The organism is Ochrobactrum sp. A-1 (assembly GCF_022488005.1).
Lineage (GTDB): Bacteria > Pseudomonadota > Alphaproteobacteria > Rhizobiales > Rhizobiaceae > Brucella.
Genome location: NZ_JAKVQC010000004.1, coordinates 657,478 through 676,273 on the forward strand (window position 1 = coordinate 657,478; position 18,796 = coordinate 676,273).

The window sequence follows — 18,796 nt, forward strand, 5'->3', positions numbered from 1 at the left end:
TCCTATTGACCGGAAGAGGCCGGAGCCCCGCCGGTTTCACCCGCCGAAACCTTCGGTTTCAGGCTATCCGCAACAAGGCGCTGCACAAGCGCATCAGCATCCCGTCGCGCCCGCACCTGATCGGCAAATTCCTGTGAGGTGGCCTTGGCATCGGCAGGCAACTGCTCCCATTCGCTAAGCGCACGCTCCAGATCGCCGGATTGGAGGGCAGCTTCCATACGGGCCGTGATCGGTCCGACACCGGTGCCGCTAACATTGCCAGCAACCGGGCGCACGTTTACCAATCCTCTGGCGCTGGCGACAAGCTGATCCCAAATTCCGGCATCGGGAGGCAGTTTGTTCTCCGTCGCGATGATCCGGTTTGCAACGGCACCAAACCAGGCATTCAGGTCGGCAACAGTCGGGACGCCCTTGTCGGCGAGGGTACGGAGCTGTTCGATGGATGCCTCGTCGGGCACCACCGACGCATAAGTATCCAGTTCCGCCTTGAACGAACCGCCGCGATCAATCGCGGTTTTCAGCGCATTCGCCGCTATAAGCGCCGTTGCATCGGGCTGGCGTGAAGTCTGGGTGACCTTTTCCTGCAAGGAGGTCAGTTTCGATTCGAGGGATGAAATCGTGCCGCTGTTTCCCGAAACTCCGGCGGTCGCCTCATCCGCCCGGTTCTGCGCCGCTGAAAGCTTGCTCTCCAGCGCATCCAGCCGCTCTGTCAGAGCGGTGGTATCCACTGCCGCGTCCTGAGCGGCTTCTTTCGGCAAGGCCGCAAATTGCTGCTGAAGATCGGCGAAGGAACCTGCGACCGCCTCTGACTTGATCTCGGCGGCCTGTACGTTCTTTTCCAGCGCTGCAAGCTGCGCGCGGCTCGCATCATCAAGCGGCGCAGGCGTTGGATTGCTCCGCAGATCGGCAATCTGCTGTTCCATATGCGCGAGCTGTTCCGCCGTCACTCTTGTACCCGGAGAGGGAATAACATTGCCCCATTGCAGCGCCAGCAAACCGCCAAGTCCTATAACACCACCGGCAACACCGGCCAGAAGATGTGACACGGTCGCACCGCTCTTTTGCGCAGGCTGCTGGGTTTCAGGTTTCACGCCTGACGTAAAAGGCGGCCTGGCATATGTCGAGTTTTCCGGCGTTTCGGTTTTCACGGTCTTTTCGGCAGTCGCTGCTTCCGGTCTAGGCGATGTGGACTTCGGGGTTTCCGGCTTTGGGTTCTCAGGTTTTGAAAAGCTTCCTACCGGCTCCGCATCGGGCGTCGCTTTCGCCGGTTCGTCAACCCGCTTCACATCCGATGGATCGAGATTGATCGTCACGGGATTGCGGGCCGATTTGGAATGTCGCGGAGTGCCGGGTTTCGCCATGGATCCTCTCGTAAACGCCGATTGGTTGCCTCAGACTCTAACAGATAAAATCGCCAGATGAAGGAAGGTTGCGCCGAAATGAGTCAAAGTTTGGCAAATAGCCGGAAAAGTCCGCCTTCATCCGGGTGGTCTGCAACAAGGGCATTTGCCCGCCAGAGCGGCGGCAACCGGTCGGCCACGCGGACAGAAATGCACAAAAACCGCGTTTTCTCGTCAAAAGGCAGCGTGATTTCACGCATCGCTTCAACAAAGCTCGTCGCAGCAACGCCGGAATAAAGCATGACCGCGACAAAAGGCGCGCCATGAAGCACGTCCAGAAGTGCTGGCGCAGAATAAGGAATCACCTCCGTGTCATAGACATCGGCGACGTGCATATCGAGCTTAGCGGCCCGCATCTCGTCTTCGAACACCGGCTGGCGCACGCGTCCAGCGAGATAAAGAACACGGGATTGTTGGGGAAGATTGCGCCGCATCGTCGCCGCAAGACGAACCGCATCGCCGCCACCATCGATCACCTGACCGAACCCGGCCTTCCGCGCCGCCTGCGCTGTTCCCTGACCCACGGCAAAAAGCGGTAAATCAAGAAACGGCTTCAGCCGTTCCGTGTTCATGTGGTGAAACGCATTTGCGCTCGTCACCGTCAAAGCCGAAAATGGGCCATCGGGCAGAACAAAGGAGAGCGCAACGGTCCGGCTCAGCGGAAGCAGAACCGGCTCATAGCCCCTCGACGCCAGTTTTGCGGCGGTCCCGGAGCTAGCTGGCTGTGGCCGCGTTACCAGAACGCGACCAAGCGATGCAATTTGCGCTGGCCCCGCCAAATCTACTCCCAGCCCTCGAAGAATTGGGGACCGGCCTTCGCGCGCAGATGTTCTGCGGCTTCCGTACCAAGTGCGGCAGCATTCGATGCCGGACCTTCGGTCCTTATCTCGTGCGCTTCAGACCCGTCCGGCTTCAAAATCATGCCGTGAAAGGAAACCGTGTCACCGTTCACTGTTGCAAGACCAGCGATCGGCGTACGGCAGGAGCCGTCTAGCGCGGCCAGAAATGCCCGTTCACAGGCAAGGGCGATACCTGTTTCGCGATGCGCAAGGGGCGCGAGCAGCGCATCGATGCGTGTATCGCCGATACGCGTTTCAATCCCGATGGCGCCCTGCCCCGGCGCAGGCGGAAAGCTTTCCGGATCGGCCAGGTCGGTAATGACATCGCCAAGCCCCAGACGTCGCAATCCCGCACAGGCGAGAAACGTCCCGTCAACTTCTCCGGCTTCCAGCTTGCGCAGGCGGGTATCGACATTGCCCCGAAAAATCACCACTTGAATGTCGGGGCGAAGGCGGCGGATCAAAGCCTGACGGCGCAATGATGACGAACCGACCGTCGCGCCCTGCGGCAGATCGACAAGGCGCGAAGCCGTACGACCGATAAAGGCATCACGCGGATCTTCGCGCTCAAGGAAAATGGAAAGATGAAGACCATCGGGCAGAACCGTCGGCATATCCTTGGTGGAATGGACCGCGAGATCGATTCGTCCCTCCGTCAATGCCTGTTCGATCTCTTCGGTAAAAAGCCCCTTGCCGCCGATTTCGGAAAGTGCGCGATCCTGAATGCGGTCGCCCGCCGTCGACATGGGAATGATTTCGATGGCTTCTTCCGGCAGACCATGCGCCTCCATCAGGTGGCGACGCGTCTCGTAAGCCTGGGCGAGAGCAAGCTTGCTGCCCCGCGTGCCTATCTTCAACGTGCCATTCTTCAAGGATGCTGTTTGCATATTGCGCCGTCCATGGTACCGGATTTTCAACGAATTATGAGACAGGCAGGGTCTAACCGCAAATGCGCATTCTTGGAATAGAAACAAGTTGCGACGAAACAGCCGCCGCAATCGTCGAACGTGACGATCTGGGCCGAGGACGGATTCTGTCCAATGTGGTTCTGAGCCAGATCGCCGAGCATGAACCTTATGGCGGCGTGGTGCCCGAGATTGCCGCACGCGCCCATGTCGAAGCGCTGGACCGGCTGATTGCACGCGCGCTGGACGATGCTGACATGAAACTTGCCGACGTCGATGCGGTGGCAGCCACGGCAGGGCCGGGGCTGATCGGCGGACTGATCGTCGGGCTGATGACCGCCAAGGCGCTGGCCATGGCCGCACAGAAGCCATTTTATGCCGTCAACCATCTGGAAGGCCACGCATTGACGGCGCGTCTGACCGAGGGCCTGCTATTTCCCTATCTGCTGCTGCTCGTTTCCGGCGGTCATACGCAGATGGTGCTGGTACGCGGCATTGGCGACTACGAACGGCTTGGCACAACAATCGACGATGCACTCGGCGAAGCTTTCGACAAGACGGCAAAGCTACTGGGCCTGCCTTATCCAGGTGGCCCGGCAGTCGAACGCATGGCGCATCAGGGCGATCCGAAGCGATTCGCATTGCCAAGACCGTTGAAAGGCGAAGCACGACTCGATTTTTCCTTTTCCGGCCTCAAGACGGCGGTACGCCAGACGGCAACAGAACTGGTTCCATTGTCGGATCAGGACGTGGCCGATATCTGCGCCTCTTTCCAGGCCGCAGTCGCCGACACGCTGTCCGATCGGGTGGGTCGGTCACTTGAACGTTTCAGAAACGAATTTCCCGATTGCGAAACACCGGCGCTTGTCGTTGCTGGCGGGGTCGCGGCCAACAAGACCTTGCGCGCAGCGCTCGAAACGCTTTGCGCCCGGCACGGTTTCAGCTTCGTCGCTCCGCCCCTCGATCTGTGCACCGACAATGCTGCGATGATTGCCTGGGCCGGTGCCGAACGTGCGGCGACCGACGCCCCCGATAGGCTTGATCTTGCACCGCGTTCGCGCTGGCCGCTTGACGAAAAGTCGGCTCCGCTGATCGGAACCGGACGACGTGGGGCCAAGGCATGAGCGGTCGGGATATGAGCGGAAAAACTAGCAAGATCGCCATTCTGGGTGGCGGCGCCTGGGGCACAGCCCTTGCGGCCATGGCATGCAGCAGCGGCCACGATACATGTCTGTATGCCCGTGACGAGGCGATGGTCGAAGCCATCAACCGGACACACCGCAATCCGCGCTATCTAGGCGAAATCGAGCTTCCCGCCGCCATTAATGCAAGCACAGACGCGGTCGCCGTAGTCGAGCGTGCGGATGCCGTTCTGGCCGTCATTCCCGCACAGGCGATGCGCGCCGGGCTTTCGCAACTGAGCAACCTTATTCCGCAAACCGCACCTGTCGTACTCTGCGCGAAAGGGATCGAACGCAGCACCGGACGATTGATGTCGGAAGTTGTGGCCGAAGTTCTGCCGAACCACCGGATCGCTGCACTATCCGGTCCAAGCTTTGCAACAGATGTTGCCCGAGGGCTTCCAACGGCCGTGACTATTGCCTGCGAGGACGCTGTAACCGCCGATCAGCTCGCAGCACTTCTGTCTGGTCCAGCTTTCCGCTGCTATTCGACAACCGATCTTAAAGGGGTCGAAATCGGCGGTGCCCTGAAAAATGTTCTCGCCATCGCCGCCGGTGCTGCCGTCGGGCGCGGTTTCGGCGCAAGCGCTCAGGCTGCTCTCGTCACGCGCGGGTTTGCGGAGCTGCGCCGCATCGGACAGGCCATGGGTGCCAGGCCCGAAACCATCATGGGGCTTTCCGGCCTCGGCGATCTGATGCTGACCTGCTCTTCGTCGCAATCGCGCAATTACTCCTACGGGCTGGCGCTCGGACGTGGCGAGGATCTGATCAATCGCCCGCTTGCCGAAGGTGTGGCGACCGCTCCGATTGCCGCCGAATTATGCCGCAAGCACGCCATCTCCGCACCCATCATCGATGCGACGGGTGCGCTGCTTGACGGCACCATCACCATTGACGAAGCCGTGACGGCTCTGCTCAACCGACCACTCAAGACCGAGGACTAGAGCGTGATCCCGAAAAGTGGGAACCGGTTTTCGGACAAGATCATGCTCGAATGGAAAGGATAATTGACAATGCTTTTTGCTCTTCTGTGCAACGACAAGCCGGACCATCTGCAAGTGCGCCTCGATACGCGCCCTGCACATCTCGACTATCTCAAGGGTCTTGGTGACAGGCTGAAGTTTGCAGGCCCTTTCCTCGGTGAAGATGGCAAGCCGAACGGCAGTCTGGTCGTTGTGGAAGCTGCCGACAAGGCCGCAGCGGAAAAGATCGCTGCCAATGATCCTTATGCATTGGCAGGCCTGTTCGAGAGCGTGACCGTGCGTCCGTGGAACTGGGCGATCAATAATCCCGCCAACGCTTGAGGCTCATGACTGATGGCTTACTGGCTGTTCAAATCCGAACCGTTCAAATGGTCGTGGGAAATGCAGAAAGCCCGTGGCGAAAAAGGCGAGCAGTGGGACGGTGTGCGCAATTATCTGGCGCGCAACAACATGCGCGCCATGAAACTGGGCGACAAAGGCTTCTTCTATCATTCCAATGAAGGGCTGGAAGTCGTCGGCATCGTCGAGGTCTGCGCCCTTTCACATCCTGACAGTACCACGGACGATCCGCGCTGGGACTGCGTGGACATCAGGGCCGTCCGCGACATGCCGAAGCCGGTCACGCTGAAAGACGTTAAGGCCAATCCAAAGCTGGAGAAGATGGCGCTCGTCACCTCAATGCGCCTTTCGGTTCAGCCGGTGACGGAAGACGAATGGATCGAAGTTTGCCGCATGGGCGGAATGGACGCAAAGAGCGCTTTGGCATGAGCATGTCTGTATCCCCAGAACGGCTCCCGCTTTGGGAAGACATACTCTGATGCTCAATCCGGCACATAAAAGCGCGCGCGATTTCATTCTGGCCAATACCAGTCTGCAAGCTCCGCCGCACGTGCCGGAAATTCTTTTGCATCTGGCCGATGAAGCGCACGACCTCTGGCACAAGACAGAGGAAGAACTCGCCACAATCGGCCTGCCACCGCCCTTCTGGGCTTTCGCCTGGGCTGGTGGTCAGGGTGTGGCACGCTATATCCTTGATCATCCCGAAACGGTGAAAGACAAGACGGTACTCGATTTTGCATCCGGTTCCGGCCTTGTCGCCATTGCCGCCATGCAGGCAGGGGCATCAAGCGTGCTGGCGTCGGACATCGACCCCTTCGCGCTTCCGGCCATCGAGATCAATGCATCAGCCAATGGCGTGTCGGTTTTCCCCTCTCTGAACGACTTCATCGAGAAGGACGATGGCTGGGACATAATTCTGGCAGGTGATGTCTTTTATGAAAAGACGCTCGCCGACCGGCTTATTCCATGGTTCATGAAGCTTGCCGAACGCGGCGCGAGCATCATCATCGGCGATCCGGGGCGCGCCTATCTGCCCAAGGACCGGCTGCAGCAGCTTGCCGTCTATACCGTGCCCGTCACCCGCGCCCTTGAAGACGCGGAAGTGAAGCGCACGACCGTATGGGCATTTATTTAAGCAAATTTCTTCGCACCCGCCGCGCAGATGACGACCACCACTGCCGTCGCAACCATCCCCATGCTGACTGGTTCCCCCGCAATACCGGCCGCCAGCATAAGGCCAAAAAAGGGCTGGAGAAGCTGCAACTGGCCCACCGTGGCCGCTCCACCCTGCGCAAGACCGCGATACCAGAAGAAAAAGCCGATCAGCATCGAAAACAGCGAGACATAGCCAAGGCTTATCCAGGCTGGCGTACCGATGCCTGTCCATGTCTCCGGGCGTGTCATGAGACTCAGTGGCAGCATGACCGGCAGCGAAAACACCAGCGCCCAGCAGATAACCTGCCAGCCGCCGAGCCTGCGCGAAAGTTGCGCGCCTTCGGCATAGCCCAGACCGCAGACGATAACGGCAGCGAGCATCAGCACGTCACCCAGAAGCGTGGATTGGCTTCCCTGTCCGTAGGCATAGGAAGCGACGATAAAGCTTCCAACCACTGAAAACAGCCAGAACATTGGGCGCGGATGCTCTCCGCCGCGCAGGACAGCGAAGATTGCCGTGGCGAGCGGAAGCAGTCCTATAAAGACAATCGCATGGGCAGACGTCATGTGCTGGAGGGCAAGCCCTGTCAGAAGCGGAAAGCCGACCACCACGCCGAGCGCCACCACAATCAGTGAGATTGCATCGTTACGACGGGGAAAAGGTTCCCGAAACGCCAGCAACAGCGCCAGTCCCAGCACACCGGCAATCGAAGCGCGCGCCATTGTCAGGAAGGTCGGATCGATATCGATCACCGCCAGCCGCGTTGCCGGTAGCGACCCGGAAAAAATCAATACGCCCAAGAACCCGTTAATCCATCCCGCGGTCTTATTCCCAACATTCTCACGCATTGTGTCTTTTCGGCTTTCTTTAAAATCGTATATGGGTTTGGAAGACAATGCCGCGAAACCGCCCGAATAATCAGAGACAGTTTCCGGACAATTCTGACAAACTGTACTGGTACAAGGAATGGTACAGATGATTTCGACGGGCCTGCTACGCAGCCTTGAAGCTGTAGAAGCCGCTTACGCAAGCGGCGAGATCGAGCGCGGCGATGAAAACGCCACCGCCGACAGGACCCCGCTCGTTGAAAAGGTGATGGGCATTATTCGCGGACGCATCACCGCGATGAGCCTCGCGCCGGGTGCACGACTGCCCTCTATCCGACGCCTTGCCGAAACGATGAACGTCTCGAAATCCACCGTCGTTGAAGCCTATGACAGGCTGGCGGCGGAGGGCATCATCCAGTCGCGGCGCGGAGCAGGCTTCTATGTCTCGGAGCGCGCACGTCAGCCGTTTTCACTCGCCACCAACACACCGCACAAGGAACGCCAGATCGATCCTTTCTGGGTCATGCGACAATCACTAGAGGCAGACGACGCCACACTCAAACCCGGATGCGGTTGGCTGCCCGACGCGTGGCTTCCGCAGGACGCGATCCGTCGGGCGATGCGCATGGTTGCCCGCGACGAGACAAGCAATCTAGCCACCTATGGCGAACCGCTCGGTTTCCGACCGCTACGCCAGCATCTTGCTCACCGGCTCGGCGAACAGGGTGTCGACGTCTCCAGCGGAGAAATACTTCTGGCCGATTCCGGCACCCAGGCCATAGATCTCATCTGCCGTTATCTTCTGCAGCCAGGCGATACCGTTTTGGTCGATGATCCGTGCTATTTCAATTTTCAGGCGGTGCTTCTGACGCATCGTGTAAAACTCGTCGGCGTGCCCTATACCCATACCGGCCCGGACCTCGAAGCCTTTGCAAGAGCGGCCAGCGAACACGCGCCGAAACTCTATATATCCAATGCCGGACTGCATAACCCGACCGGCGGCTCGATGACGCCAGCCACCGCTCACCGCCTGCTGAAGCTTGCCGAAGCGCATGGCGTCACGCTCGTTGAGGACAATATCTTCGGCGACTTCCATCCCTCGCCCGCGCCGCTTCTTGCCGAACTCGACGGGTTCGAGCGCGTCCTGCATATCGGCAGCTTCTCCAAGACGCTGTCCGCTGCCGCCCGCGTCGGCTATATTGCCGGGCGTCGCGACTGGATCGACGGGCTCACCGACCTGAAACTCGCCACCAGCTTCGGCGGCAATGCATTGTCACCGCAAATCGTGCATGCACTTCTGACCGACGGTACCTATCGCCGTCATATCGACAGCTTACGCGCCAAACTGGCCGATGCCATGACGCTGACCGCCAATCGCTTGAAAGCGGAAGGCCTCACGCTGTGGACCGAGCCGCAAGGCGGCATGTTCCTTTGGGCGGAATTGCCGGATGGGCTGGACTCCGGCCAGATTGCCCGGCATGCTCTGGAGAAGGGTGTGCTTCTGGCACCAGGCGATGTCTTCAGCCCATCACGCACAGCAATCGGTTTTCTGCGCTTCAATGTTGCGCAATCGCTGGAACCTTACATTTTCGCAGTGCTGCGCGATGCGATGAGAGAAGCCCGCGCCAAAATCGACGGCTAATAAACTCCCTCAACATTAGCGCTCTCGCATCGAAAACAATTTCAAGCAAAAGAGACACAGTCATCCGGACGGCTGCGGTTATACTCCTGCGACATGTCTTTGGAGGAGACATCGCGCATTTCATCGTCGGCTCGGTGTCGAAAGACATTGCGCCATGACGATCCAGCGCGGGAAGAACGGAGAGAGCAGGCTGGCGATGCGTTCACGCCTGCTGGGAGGGAGTATCATTGAATACGCACCAGTCCGGGGCGGATACGCTTTCGCGTCCCGAAGATGAAAAACTATCTGTAGCTGCCAATCTGGCATATGGCTTTCAGCACGTGCTGACCATGTATGGTGGTATCGTAGCAGTTCCGCTGATTATCGGCCAGGCGGCAGGTCTCAGCCCGACCGAAATCGGCCTGCTGATCACCGCATCGCTTTTTGCCGGCGGCGTCGCGACGGTCCTGCAAACCATTGGCATACCCTTTTTCGGCTGTCAGCTTCCTCTGGTTCAGGGCGTCTCTTTTTCGGGCGTCGCCACCATGGTGGCCATCGTCACGTCAAGCCAAACGGGTGAAGCAGGCTTGCAGGTCGTGCTGGGCGCCGTCATTGCAGCAGCCGTGATCGGCCTCGTCATCACACCGATATTCTCGCGTATCACGCGCTTCTTTCCACCGCTTGTCACCGGCATCGTCATCACCACCATCGGCCTGACACTGATGCCCGTCGCGGCGCGGTGGGCGATGGGCGGAGACAGCAATAGCCCCGAATTCGGCAGCATGGCCAATATCGGTCTTGCAGGCCTTACCCTGGTTATCGTCCTCATTCTCAGCAAGATGGGCAATGCCACGATTTCCCGGCTTTCGATCCTGCTCGCCATGGTCATCGGAACCTTTATTGCGTGGGCGCTCGGCATGACCGATTTTTCGCGGGTAGGCGAAGGTTCGATGGTGGCACTGCCGGAGGTCTTCCATTTCGGCATGCCGGTGTTCAGCCTTGCGGCAACGCTCTCGATGTTCATCGTGATCATGGTCACGCTCGTCGAGACTTCCGCCGATATTCTGGCTGTCGGTGAAATCCTCGGCACCAAAGTGGATTCTCGACGTCTCGCCAATGGCCTGCGCGCGGATATGCTTTCAAGCATCCTGTCGCCAATTGTCGGATCGTTCACGCAGAGCGCTTTCGCGCAGAATGTCGGACTTGTTGCGGTGACGGGTGTGAAAAGCCGCTACGTGGTGGCGACCGGCGGGCTGATCCTTATCACGCTCGGCCTCCTGCCGGTGATGGGTCGGGTGATTGCCTGTGTTCCTCCGGCCATTCTGGGCGGAGCGGGTATCGTCCTGTTCGGCACAGTGGCTGCAAGCGGCATCCGCACGCTCGCCAAAGTGGACTATGAGAACAATATCAATCTCATCATCGTGGCAACCTCGATCGGCTTCGGCATGATCCCGATCGCCGCGCCCCAGTTCTATCACCACTTTCCGACCTGGTTTGAGACCATCTTCCATTCCGGTATCAGTTCGGCAGCGCTGATGGCCATTGCACTCAACCTGATGTTCAATGAAATCAAACTCGGCAACAGCAACCAGATGTCAGTCTTCGCGGAAGGCACAGAACGCATCATCCGCCATCACAACATCTCGGAGCTGCATGACGGAGACTATTTCCTGAACGGCAAGCTCTATGACGCCGACGGCAATGAAGTCAGAATCGTTGCCGCTGCTGCACACTGAGAAGATTACCTTAAGACACGGATCATCGTCCGGTCCGTCAGATGAGGCAGGAGGCGCGCCATATCGGCGCGCCTCAATGCTATGCAGCCTTCGGTCGGCGTATAGCCGGGTCGCGCCAGATGAAAGAATATCGCGCTGCCGCATCCACGACGACGTGGCGCAATGTTCCAGTCCATGACAATGCAGATATCATAAAGGTCATCGCGCCGCCACATATCCTCGTGGCTTGCCGCATAAGGCAGCCTGACGGGGCGGTTGTAATTGGCGTCGGAAGGCGCATCGCACCAGCCGTCCAGACGGCGGACACGCCCGAGCGGCAACCGCGATGACGGCAACAGGCCCTTGTCTCCGCGCCGGTATCCATAGAGCAGCCGCATGGTCGCCAGAGGCGTCGCTCCGTCACCTTCACGCTTGAAAGCGGTGATTCCCCCCTTGCCAAGAGCGCATTCCAGCACCAGATTGCCGGCAACAAGCAAACCGCGAGTCTTGTGGCCCGGTTTGGCCCGCACATCAATGACGCCAATTCCCCGGCTAAATTCGTATCTGGCCAAGCCCCCGCCTCCGTGTCATGCATGTGTAAAACCGTTGTCGGCGAGAGCAAAAACCTGTTTCGCGTTTCGCCGCTTCAACTTGTCTCCATTAAATGTCATAAAACACCAAGAGCCATTTAAATCAAAGAGTAACGAGGACAGGCATGACAGGCCGTACGATACTGATTGTGGACGATGACGAAGATCTCCGTTCTATCCTCGTCGAACAGCTGGAGCTGTGCGAAGAATTCCAGATTCTGCAGGAAGACAATGCCACCAAGGGTATTCAGACTGCGCGAAACGGCATTGTAGATCTCCTGATCATGGATGTCGGCTTGCCGGATATGGATGGACGTGAAGCTGTAAAATTGCTGCGCAAGGGTGGTTTCAAGGCACCGATCATCATGCTCACCGGTCACGATACGGAATCAGATACGATTCTCGGCCTCGAATCGGGCGCCAATGATTACGTCACCAAGCCGTTCAAATTCGCCGTGCTTCTGGCTCGGGTGCGTGCACAGCTGCGCCAGCATGAGCAGAGCGAGGACGCGACCTTCATCGTCGGCCCCTATACGTTCAAGCCCGGCCAGAAGCTGCTCATCGACGAGAAGGGCAGCAAGATCCGTCTCACTGAAAAGGAAGCGGCGATCATCAAGTATCTCTATCGTGCTGGCGACAAGGTTATCGGTCGCGATGTGCTGCTTGAAGAAGTATGGGGCTATAATTCGGGCGTGACCACGCATACGCTGGAAACCCACGTCTATCGTTTGCGCCAGAAAATCGAAAAAGATCCGTCGAATGCGACGCTTCTGGTTACAGAAAGCGGGGGATACAAGCTTGTCCCATGATGGACAGCGCCCGATGCAGGTGTATTGACGATCCATGGCGCTTGATGACGATATTCGTATTCTCGGAACGGTAGGTCTGTTCGAGTCTTTCACGCCCGAACAGCTGCGGTTGCTTGCCTTCGGCGCGGAACGCCTGGTGCTCAGAGCCGGGCGCGAGCTTTTCCGTGAAGGGCAAAGCGCCGACTGCGCCTATATCGTCGTATCGGGCAACATCACCCTGTTTCACGAACAAGACGAAGGGCGGATTGCGATCCGCCCTGTCGGTCCCGGCGCCATGATTGGCGAAATGGCGTTGATCGCACAGACCTCGCGGCTTACCGGTGCGGTCGCCGAAGCGGAAACCGAGGTTATCCGCATAAGCCGCGCAATCTTCCGGCGCATTCTGGAAGAATACCCGGAAGTGGCGGCAGCGCTTCATTCGCATATCAGCCGCAATCTTCTGGAGCTGATCGGCGAAATCGAAAAAGTCGCACCGCGCCTTAATGGCGATTAAAGCGCGATCACCCTTTCCATTCCGATAGCATCGAGAAAAGCCTGATCGTGGCTCACGACGATCAATGCTCCTTCATAGGCATTGAGAGCGGTTTCCAGCGCCTCAATGGAATCAAGATCCAGATGATTTGTCGGTTCATCGAGGATCAGGAGTTCTGGAAGCTCTGTTCCACCAAGAACGCAGGCAAGTGCTGCCCGCAACAATTCGCCTCCGCTCAGACTACCGGCAAGCAGTGAAGCTCCCTCGCCGCGAAACGAAAAACGCGCCAGCGCAGCACGCGCATCATTGTCGTTCGACCCCGGATTGAGACGCCGGTAGTTTTCATAAAGCGTCTGGCCACGATCCATCAGGCTCTTCTGCTGGTCGAACATCGCCACACGCGCCGGGCGCACAACGGTTCCTGTTGCTGGTTGAAGCTCCCCTGTCATCAGCCGCAACAGGCTAGTCTTGCCTGCCCCGTTCGGCCCCGCGACAACCACCCGCTCGGCCCCCACGATCTTCAATGACAGGTCGCGGATTACCGGATAATCGGCTTGCGGCCCGCCCGAGACATCTCGCATATCGAGCATGACGCGACCGGAAGGCGGAACCGCACCAGCCACATTAAAATGCATCGGCTTTACCCGTTCGACCTTTGCCTCCGCCTCCCGCAACTGCTCGTTGACCCGATTGGACTGGCGCTCCGCCAGTGCATCGCCCCGGCCTTTCGACTGTTGCGCACGGTCTTCCCGGGCATCGAGCAATAACTTGCTCATCCCAGCATCGGCGCGCGACGTGCGGCCACGGGCATCGCTGCGCGCCTGTCTTTCAACGGCAGCCTGCGCCTTGTGTTCGGCCTGTTTGACTTCGCGCCGTGCCGTTGCGAGATCGCGCGCTGCTGTCTCACGCTCCTCGGTCTTTTTCCCGTGATAGAAATCCCAATTGCCACCGTAGAACCGCAGCCCGTCGGGCGATAATTCAGCTATCGCATCCATGAACTGCAACAGTTCACGGTCATGGCTGACCACCACGGCTGCACCGCGCCAGGCGGTCAGCAAATCGACGACTGCCAAACGACCGGCACGATCGAGATTATTGGTCGGTTCGTCCAATAAAATGAGATCAGGCCTGCGGAAGATGAGAGCCGCAAGCGCCGCGCGTGTCTGCTGGCCTCCGCTCAAGATTGAAAGGGAGGTATCGGGAGCCATATCAGGCAAACCAAGCTGCTGCAGCGCGTCGGTAAAGCGCTGCGGCAGAAACCAGTCTGCCTCATCCAGATCGCTGTCATTGGCCAAACCCTGTTCGACACGTGCCAGTCTGTCGCAATCTGTGCGCGCATCGAAAAGATCCGCCAGCGTCTGAGTACCATCGCCGCCGACGTTCTGCCGCAAAACACCGATGGTCCCGTTTACGGTCACATTTCCGCTTGTCGGAAGCAGCGCACCACTCATCATGCGCAACAGCGTTGATTTACCCACGCCATTGCGCCCGACCAGACCGATGCGGCCTTCGGCTATGCTGAAATTGATGGATTCGAAGAGAGTACGGCCATCAGCCGTAACGCAGGAAACATCCTGAAGTGTAAGAAGAGCAGACATCGCGAACCATGGAAACGTTGAAAACACTGGTCATTTGAAACAGTGCAATCCGATCCATCGTTCTTCTCTCCTCTTCTAAACCGGCTCTTATATAGGCCTTACGATCCGATCAATCCAGATCAAATGTCGCAATGACTGGCACATGGTCCGATGGGCGGTCCCAACCGCGCGCATCGCGAAGGATTTGCAGACCCTGCATATGCCCTTTAAGATCGGCAGAACCCCAGACGTGATCCAGCCTGCGGCCACGATCCGATTCGGCCCAATCCTTGGCGCGATAGCTCCACCAGGTGAAGATCTTCTGGTCAGCTGGAATAAGCTGCCGCATCAGGTCGCTCCAGCCGCCTTTCACACGCAGGTCTTCAAGCGTCTCGGTTTCGATCGGCGTATGGCTGACGATCTTGAGAAGCTGCTTGTGCGACCAGACATCGTTTTCGAGCGGCGCGATATTGAGATCGCCAACGAGAACGGAGGAATGGCCATCCTGCCGGTCAGCAACGATAGCGCGCATTTCTTCGAGAAAAGCCAGCTTATGCGCAAACTTCGGATTGATCTCGGGGTCCGGCTCATCACCACCCGCCGGAACGTAGAAATTATGAATGCGAAGCTTTTTGCCGCCAGCTTCGACCACCGCGCTCAGATGGCGGCAGTCACCCATGTCGCAGAAACCGATCTTTTCCACGCCCGTCAGAGGACGCCGCGATATTGTTGCAACGCCGTGATAGCCTTTCTGGCCGCTGATCGCGATGTGCTCATAACCGAGCGCGCGGAACCCCTTGGACGGGAACTGATCGTCCGGGCATTTGGTTTCCTGAAGACACAGAACATCCGGCTGATAATCGCGCAAAAACTGCTCGACTAGCGGCATACGCAGACGAACGGAATTGATGTTCCAGGTAGCAACGGAAAAGGCCATGAAGATAGGACTCGCAGCAACGAAAAAGATGCCGCGAACCTAATCATTTATCCGACAAATGCAAACCGGTTGCACATCACAAACTGACGATTACTGGCCTTTGCGTTTCATGGCGATGCGCTGATAGTCGATCTTGAACATATCGTCGGTGAACCGAACGCCGCTGCGCACGTTAAAGATCATCACCGTCGTGTCGAGCTTCTGTGCGTCAGTAATCGTCCACTGCTTCAGCTCATAGGATTTGGGGTCGAACATCATGGTGATTTTCGAATCGCCGAAGACCGACTTGTCGCCCAATACCAGCGTGGTCATGTCCGGCTCCTGCTTCACATTCTGAAGACGGCCACCGCCAAGATCGATCCGGTCTGCCAGAAGCAGCTTCAAGGGTGTTTTCGACAGCGGATAGAGATCCCAGGTATCGAGCTTGCGGTTGTTGATGACAACAGATTCGCCATCCGAAATCACACGGATCGGGGAATTATTGTAGTTGAAACGGATTTTGCCCGGACGTTCGATATAGAAAGTACCACCCGTCTGCTCGCCCTTGGGGCCGAACTGCACGAACTCGCCAGTCATTGTGCGAACCGATGAGAAATGATCGGCGATCTGCTGTGCCGCCGCGCCGCCGCCAGCACCCTGCGCAATCGCGGCGACGGGAGCTATAACCAGCGACGTCATGCCAAGTCCAAGCGCTCCCATTCCCAGCACGGCTGCAAGGCGACCAGCTTTCGCGAATGCGGAGAAACGGGAGAACATCATCGACAAACTTTCTCTTTTCATCATTCTGTTGAACTACGCCGCCAGTTGGGCGCGAGTATGGCGTCCCGCAGTCATACACCCGGCTTAGAAATCATCGTCACCGGTCGGGACGAGAATTTCACGCTTGCCCGCATGGTTGGCCGGACCGACAATGCCTTCATCCTCCATACGTTCGATGATCGAGGCAGCCCTGTTGTAGCCAATTCCAAGACGGCGCTGGATATAGGAGGTCGAAGCCTTCTTGTCACGCAGCACCACGGCGACGGCCTGATCGTACGGATCGTCGGAATCTTCCAGATTGCCGGTTCCAGCCGGGCCGTTACCGCTTTCGTCGTCTTCTTCATCCTCGGTGATCGCATCGAGATATTCCGGTACGCCCTGAAGCTTCAGGTGCTGCACGATGCGTTCCACCTCGTCGTCGCCGACGAATGGTCCGTGCACGCGCTGGATACGACCACCGCCAGCCATGAAGAGCATATCGCCCTGGCCGAGAAGCTGTTCGGCACCCTGCTCGCCCAGAATGGTGCGGCTGTCGATTTTCGACGTCACCTGGAAGGAAATACGGGTCGGGAAGTTGGCCTTGATCGTGCCGGTGATGACGTCCACCGATGGACGCTGCGTCGCCATGATGACATGGATACCGGCCGCACGCGCCATCTGCGCCAGACGCTGTACCGCGCCTTCGATATCCTTGCCTGCGACCATCATCAGGTCGGCCATTTCGTCGATGATGACGACGATATAGGGCATCGGCGCCAGATCGAGCTCTTCCGTCTCGTAGATCGCCTCACCGGTGTTACGGTCGAAGCCGGTCTGCACGGTGCGCGCGATCGGTTCACCTTTCTTCTGCGCCAGACCGACACGCTGGTTGAAGCCATCGATATTGCGCACGCCGACCTTCGACATCTTGCGATAGCGGTCTTCCATTTCACGCACGGTCCATTTGAGCGCGACGACAGCCTTCTTCGGATCGGTCACAACGGGCGTCAGCAGATGCGGAATACCGTCATAGACGGAGAGTTCCAGCATCTTCGGATCGATCATAATCAGGCGGCATTCCTGCGGCGTCATGCGATAAAGCAAGGACAGGATCATTGTGTTGATCGCCACCGACTTACCCGAACCGGTCGTACCGGCAACGAGAACATGTGGCATCTTCGCGATGTCGGCGATGACCGGCTCACCATTGATGGTCTTGCCGAGCGCAAGCGCCAGTTTCGCCTTGGACTGTTCGAAGTCGCGGCTCGCCAGCATTTCGCACAGATAAACCATTTCGCGCTTCGGGTTCGGCAGTTCGATACCGATGGCATTACGGCCCGGAATGACGGCCACACGTGCTGCAATCGCGCTCATAGAGCGGGCGATATCGTCGGCAAGGCCGATGACGCGCGAAGACTTGATACCCGGCGCAGGTTCCAGTTCGTAAAGCGTGACGACCGGGCCAGGCTTAACGTTGATGATTTCACCTCGCACACCGAAATCTTCCAGAACACCTTCCAGCAAACGGGCGTTCTGTTCCAGCGCATCCTTGGAAAGCGCAGGATCGCGCTGGACAAGCTTTGGCTCGGCGAGGAAATGCAGTGATGGCATTTCGAAAACGCCGTTGTCCTTGAGGAAGGACGGCTGTGCCTCGCGTTGGGCGCGTGGACCAGGTTTCGGCGACGGGGCGGCCTGCTCCACGCGGGCCTTGCGGCTCCGCGGCGGCGGCGCATCGTGCCATTCCTGACCGACGAGCGGCGCGCCGTCATCCATATCATCCATATCGAAAGGCGGTTCGTCCTCGGCAGCGGCAGGCGCACCGAAACCGGGTTCACGACGCGGCGCATTGCGTATTTCGGCGTTACGGCGCACCACGCGCATATCGTCGAAATCTTCCGCACGCGGGCGGCGACGGCCAAGCCCGGTCAGGCGCTTGAAATTCGCGGTCGAGGTCAGTGCCAGATGGGTGAGTGCTCCCATAAGCTGGAAACCACTACCGGCTGATGCTTCATCATCTTCGTCATCTGCTGAGAAATCATCTTCCTCCACACTACGACGAGCCGAGGGCTGCGCAGAATTGACGATCCCCGCACCGCGCCCAACGATACCGCTAGCGAAAAGGCAGAGCCAGAAAGCCGGGACTGCGAGGATAAGTGCAATACCCGATGCTATTGCACCTTGCGGAAAACTGCCGAGGAAGAGACCCGGAAACTTGAGGATCATGTCTCCGAAGACGCCACCAAGACCGATCGGCATCGGCCAGCTTTCGGGTACGGCGAAGCAGCTGGCGATGGCTGCGAACAGGAGTGCTGCGCCAAGCCATGCGAAACTGCGTTTGGCTATGCGTCCGATGCCGCCGCGCGTCATCATCAGAAGCGACCACACGGCAAGGGGAAGCAGAGCGGGAACACTCGCCAGGCCGAAAAACTGCATCGCGATGTCAGAGAACACCGCGCCGGGATAACCAAGCGCATTCGTTACCGGATTGTCGGTCGCATGACTGAAGCTCGGATCGGCAACATTCCAAGTCGCCAATGCGCCGACAGCCATGCCGGTGAGCGCCAGAAGGCCCAATCCGAACAGGATATAGAACTGCCTGCGGAAGAGATTGGCCAGTTTCAGCCTGTCTTCCGTAATCCGCTCGTCACGCAGCGGGTATGAGGGCGAATATCCTTGCCGCATATAGCCTGTCCCGAACCGAAAATAT

At 58.4% G+C, this 18,796-nt stretch carries 18 protein-coding genes; 9 read left to right on the forward strand and 9 right to left on the reverse strand.

The window, feature by feature from the left end:
* Positions 1–2 precede the first annotated feature (2 nt).
* The 3 genes from MKS82_RS12740 to hemC all read right to left on the reverse strand — a co-directional run bounded on the left by MKS82_RS12740 (position 3) and on the right by hemC (position 3,126).
* Positions 3–1,361, reverse strand: a complete 1,359-nt coding sequence (locus tag MKS82_RS12740; protein WP_109988585.1) for a COG4223 family protein — start codon at positions 1,359–1,361, stop codon at positions 3–5.
* 83 nt (positions 1,362–1,444) lie between these two features.
* A complete protein-coding gene (locus MKS82_RS12745) occupies positions 1,445–2,179 on the reverse strand; it encodes a uroporphyrinogen-III synthase (RefSeq protein ID WP_109988586.1) in 735 nt (244 codons plus the stop codon).
* 2 nt (positions 2,180–2,181) lie between these two features.
* The gene (hemC, locus tag MKS82_RS12750) at positions 2,182–3,126 is read right to left on the reverse strand and encodes a hydroxymethylbilane synthase (protein WP_109988587.1); all 945 of its coding nucleotides are present in this window, start codon (positions 3,124–3,126) and stop codon (positions 2,182–2,184) included.
* 62 nt (positions 3,127–3,188) lie between these two features.
* On the opposite strand from hemC, the gene tsaD reads away from it, so the two are divergent.
* From tsaD to MKS82_RS12775, 5 genes are all read left to right on the forward strand, one after another.
* A complete protein-coding gene (tsaD, locus tag MKS82_RS12755; RefSeq protein WP_109988588.1) occupies positions 3,189–4,268 on the forward strand; it encodes a tRNA (adenosine(37)-N6)-threonylcarbamoyltransferase complex transferase subunit TsaD in 1,080 nt (359 codons plus the stop codon).
* Positions 4,269–4,279: 11 nt separating this feature from the next.
* Complete coding sequence (locus MKS82_RS12760; RefSeq protein WP_240578907.1) at positions 4,280–5,269, forward strand: NAD(P)H-dependent glycerol-3-phosphate dehydrogenase; 990 nt, start codon at positions 4,280–4,282, stop codon at positions 5,267–5,269.
* A gap of 69 nt (positions 5,270–5,338) precedes the next feature.
* Complete coding sequence (locus tag MKS82_RS12765) at positions 5,339–5,629, forward strand: YciI-like protein (protein WP_109988589.1); 291 nt, start codon at positions 5,339–5,341, stop codon at positions 5,627–5,629.
* A gap of 12 nt (positions 5,630–5,641) precedes the next feature.
* The gene (locus tag MKS82_RS12770) at positions 5,642–6,076 is read left to right on the forward strand and encodes an EVE domain-containing protein (protein ID WP_109988590.1); all 435 of its coding nucleotides are present in this window, start codon (positions 5,642–5,644) and stop codon (positions 6,074–6,076) included.
* Between the two features lie 49 nt (positions 6,077–6,125).
* On the forward strand, positions 6,126–6,782 hold the full coding sequence (locus MKS82_RS12775; protein ID WP_109988591.1) for a class I SAM-dependent methyltransferase: 657 nt from the start codon (positions 6,126–6,128) through the stop codon (positions 6,780–6,782).
* Here the strand turns inward: MKS82_RS12775 and MKS82_RS12780 are convergent.
* Positions 6,779–7,651 (reverse strand): DMT family transporter, encoded by an 873-nt coding sequence (locus tag MKS82_RS12780; RefSeq protein ID WP_240578908.1) that lies wholly within the window; start codon positions 7,649–7,651, stop codon positions 6,779–6,781. The two genes, MKS82_RS12775 and MKS82_RS12780, sit on opposite strands and share 4 nt — an antisense overlap.
* 127 nt (positions 7,652–7,778) lie before the next feature.
* On the opposite strand from MKS82_RS12780, the gene MKS82_RS12785 reads away from it, so the two are divergent.
* Together MKS82_RS12785 and MKS82_RS12790 are read left to right on the forward strand one after the other, a co-directional pair.
* On the forward strand, positions 7,779–9,272 hold the full coding sequence (locus tag MKS82_RS12785; protein ID WP_109988593.1) for an aminotransferase-like domain-containing protein: 1,494 nt from the start codon (positions 7,779–7,781) through the stop codon (positions 9,270–9,272).
* 227 nt (positions 9,273–9,499) lie between these two features.
* Positions 9,500–10,987 carry a nucleobase:cation symporter-2 family protein gene (locus tag MKS82_RS12790; protein WP_176036578.1) on the forward strand — a complete coding sequence of 496 codons (1,488 nt, stop codon included), beginning with the start codon at positions 9,500–9,502 and terminating at the stop codon, positions 10,985–10,987.
* Between the two features lie 5 nt (positions 10,988–10,992).
* On the opposite strand, the gene MKS82_RS12795 is transcribed toward MKS82_RS12790, so the two are convergent.
* Positions 10,993–11,538, reverse strand: coding sequence for a L,D-transpeptidase family protein (locus MKS82_RS12795; protein WP_109988595.1), 546 nt, complete (start codon positions 11,536–11,538; stop codon positions 10,993–10,995).
* Between the two features lie 143 nt (positions 11,539–11,681).
* Between MKS82_RS12795 and MKS82_RS12800 the strand changes: the two genes are divergently transcribed.
* Both MKS82_RS12800 and MKS82_RS12805 read left to right on the forward strand, forming a co-directional pair.
* On the forward strand, positions 11,682–12,365 hold the full coding sequence (locus MKS82_RS12800) for a response regulator transcription factor (protein ID WP_109988596.1): 684 nt from the start codon (positions 11,682–11,684) through the stop codon (positions 12,363–12,365).
* Positions 12,366–12,399: 34 nt separating this feature from the next.
* On the forward strand, positions 12,400–12,858 hold the full coding sequence (locus MKS82_RS12805; RefSeq protein WP_109988597.1) for a cyclic nucleotide-binding domain-containing protein: 459 nt from the start codon (positions 12,400–12,402) through the stop codon (positions 12,856–12,858).
* On the opposite strand, the gene MKS82_RS12810 is transcribed toward MKS82_RS12805, so the two are convergent.
* The 4 genes from MKS82_RS12810 to MKS82_RS12825 form a co-directional block, all read right to left on the reverse strand.
* Positions 12,855–14,435, reverse strand: coding sequence for an ABC-F family ATP-binding cassette domain-containing protein (locus MKS82_RS12810; RefSeq protein WP_109988598.1), 1,581 nt, complete (start codon positions 14,433–14,435; stop codon positions 12,855–12,857). The genes MKS82_RS12805 and MKS82_RS12810 overlap by 4 nt on opposite strands.
* Positions 14,436–14,544: 109 nt before the next feature.
* The gene (xth, locus tag MKS82_RS12815; RefSeq protein ID WP_109988599.1) at positions 14,545–15,351 is read right to left on the reverse strand and encodes an exodeoxyribonuclease III; all 807 of its coding nucleotides are present in this window, start codon (positions 15,349–15,351) and stop codon (positions 14,545–14,547) included.
* A 90-nt stretch (positions 15,352–15,441) separates the two neighbouring features.
* Entirely contained in the window at positions 15,442–16,110 is a 669-nt protein-coding gene (locus MKS82_RS12820; RefSeq protein WP_176036575.1) for an outer membrane lipoprotein carrier protein LolA, read from the reverse strand.
* A gap of 84 nt (positions 16,111–16,194) precedes the next feature.
* Complete coding sequence (locus MKS82_RS12825) at positions 16,195–18,771, reverse strand: DNA translocase FtsK (RefSeq protein ID WP_240578909.1); 2,577 nt, start codon at positions 18,769–18,771, stop codon at positions 16,195–16,197.
* Positions 18,772–18,796: the final 25 nt, after the last annotated feature.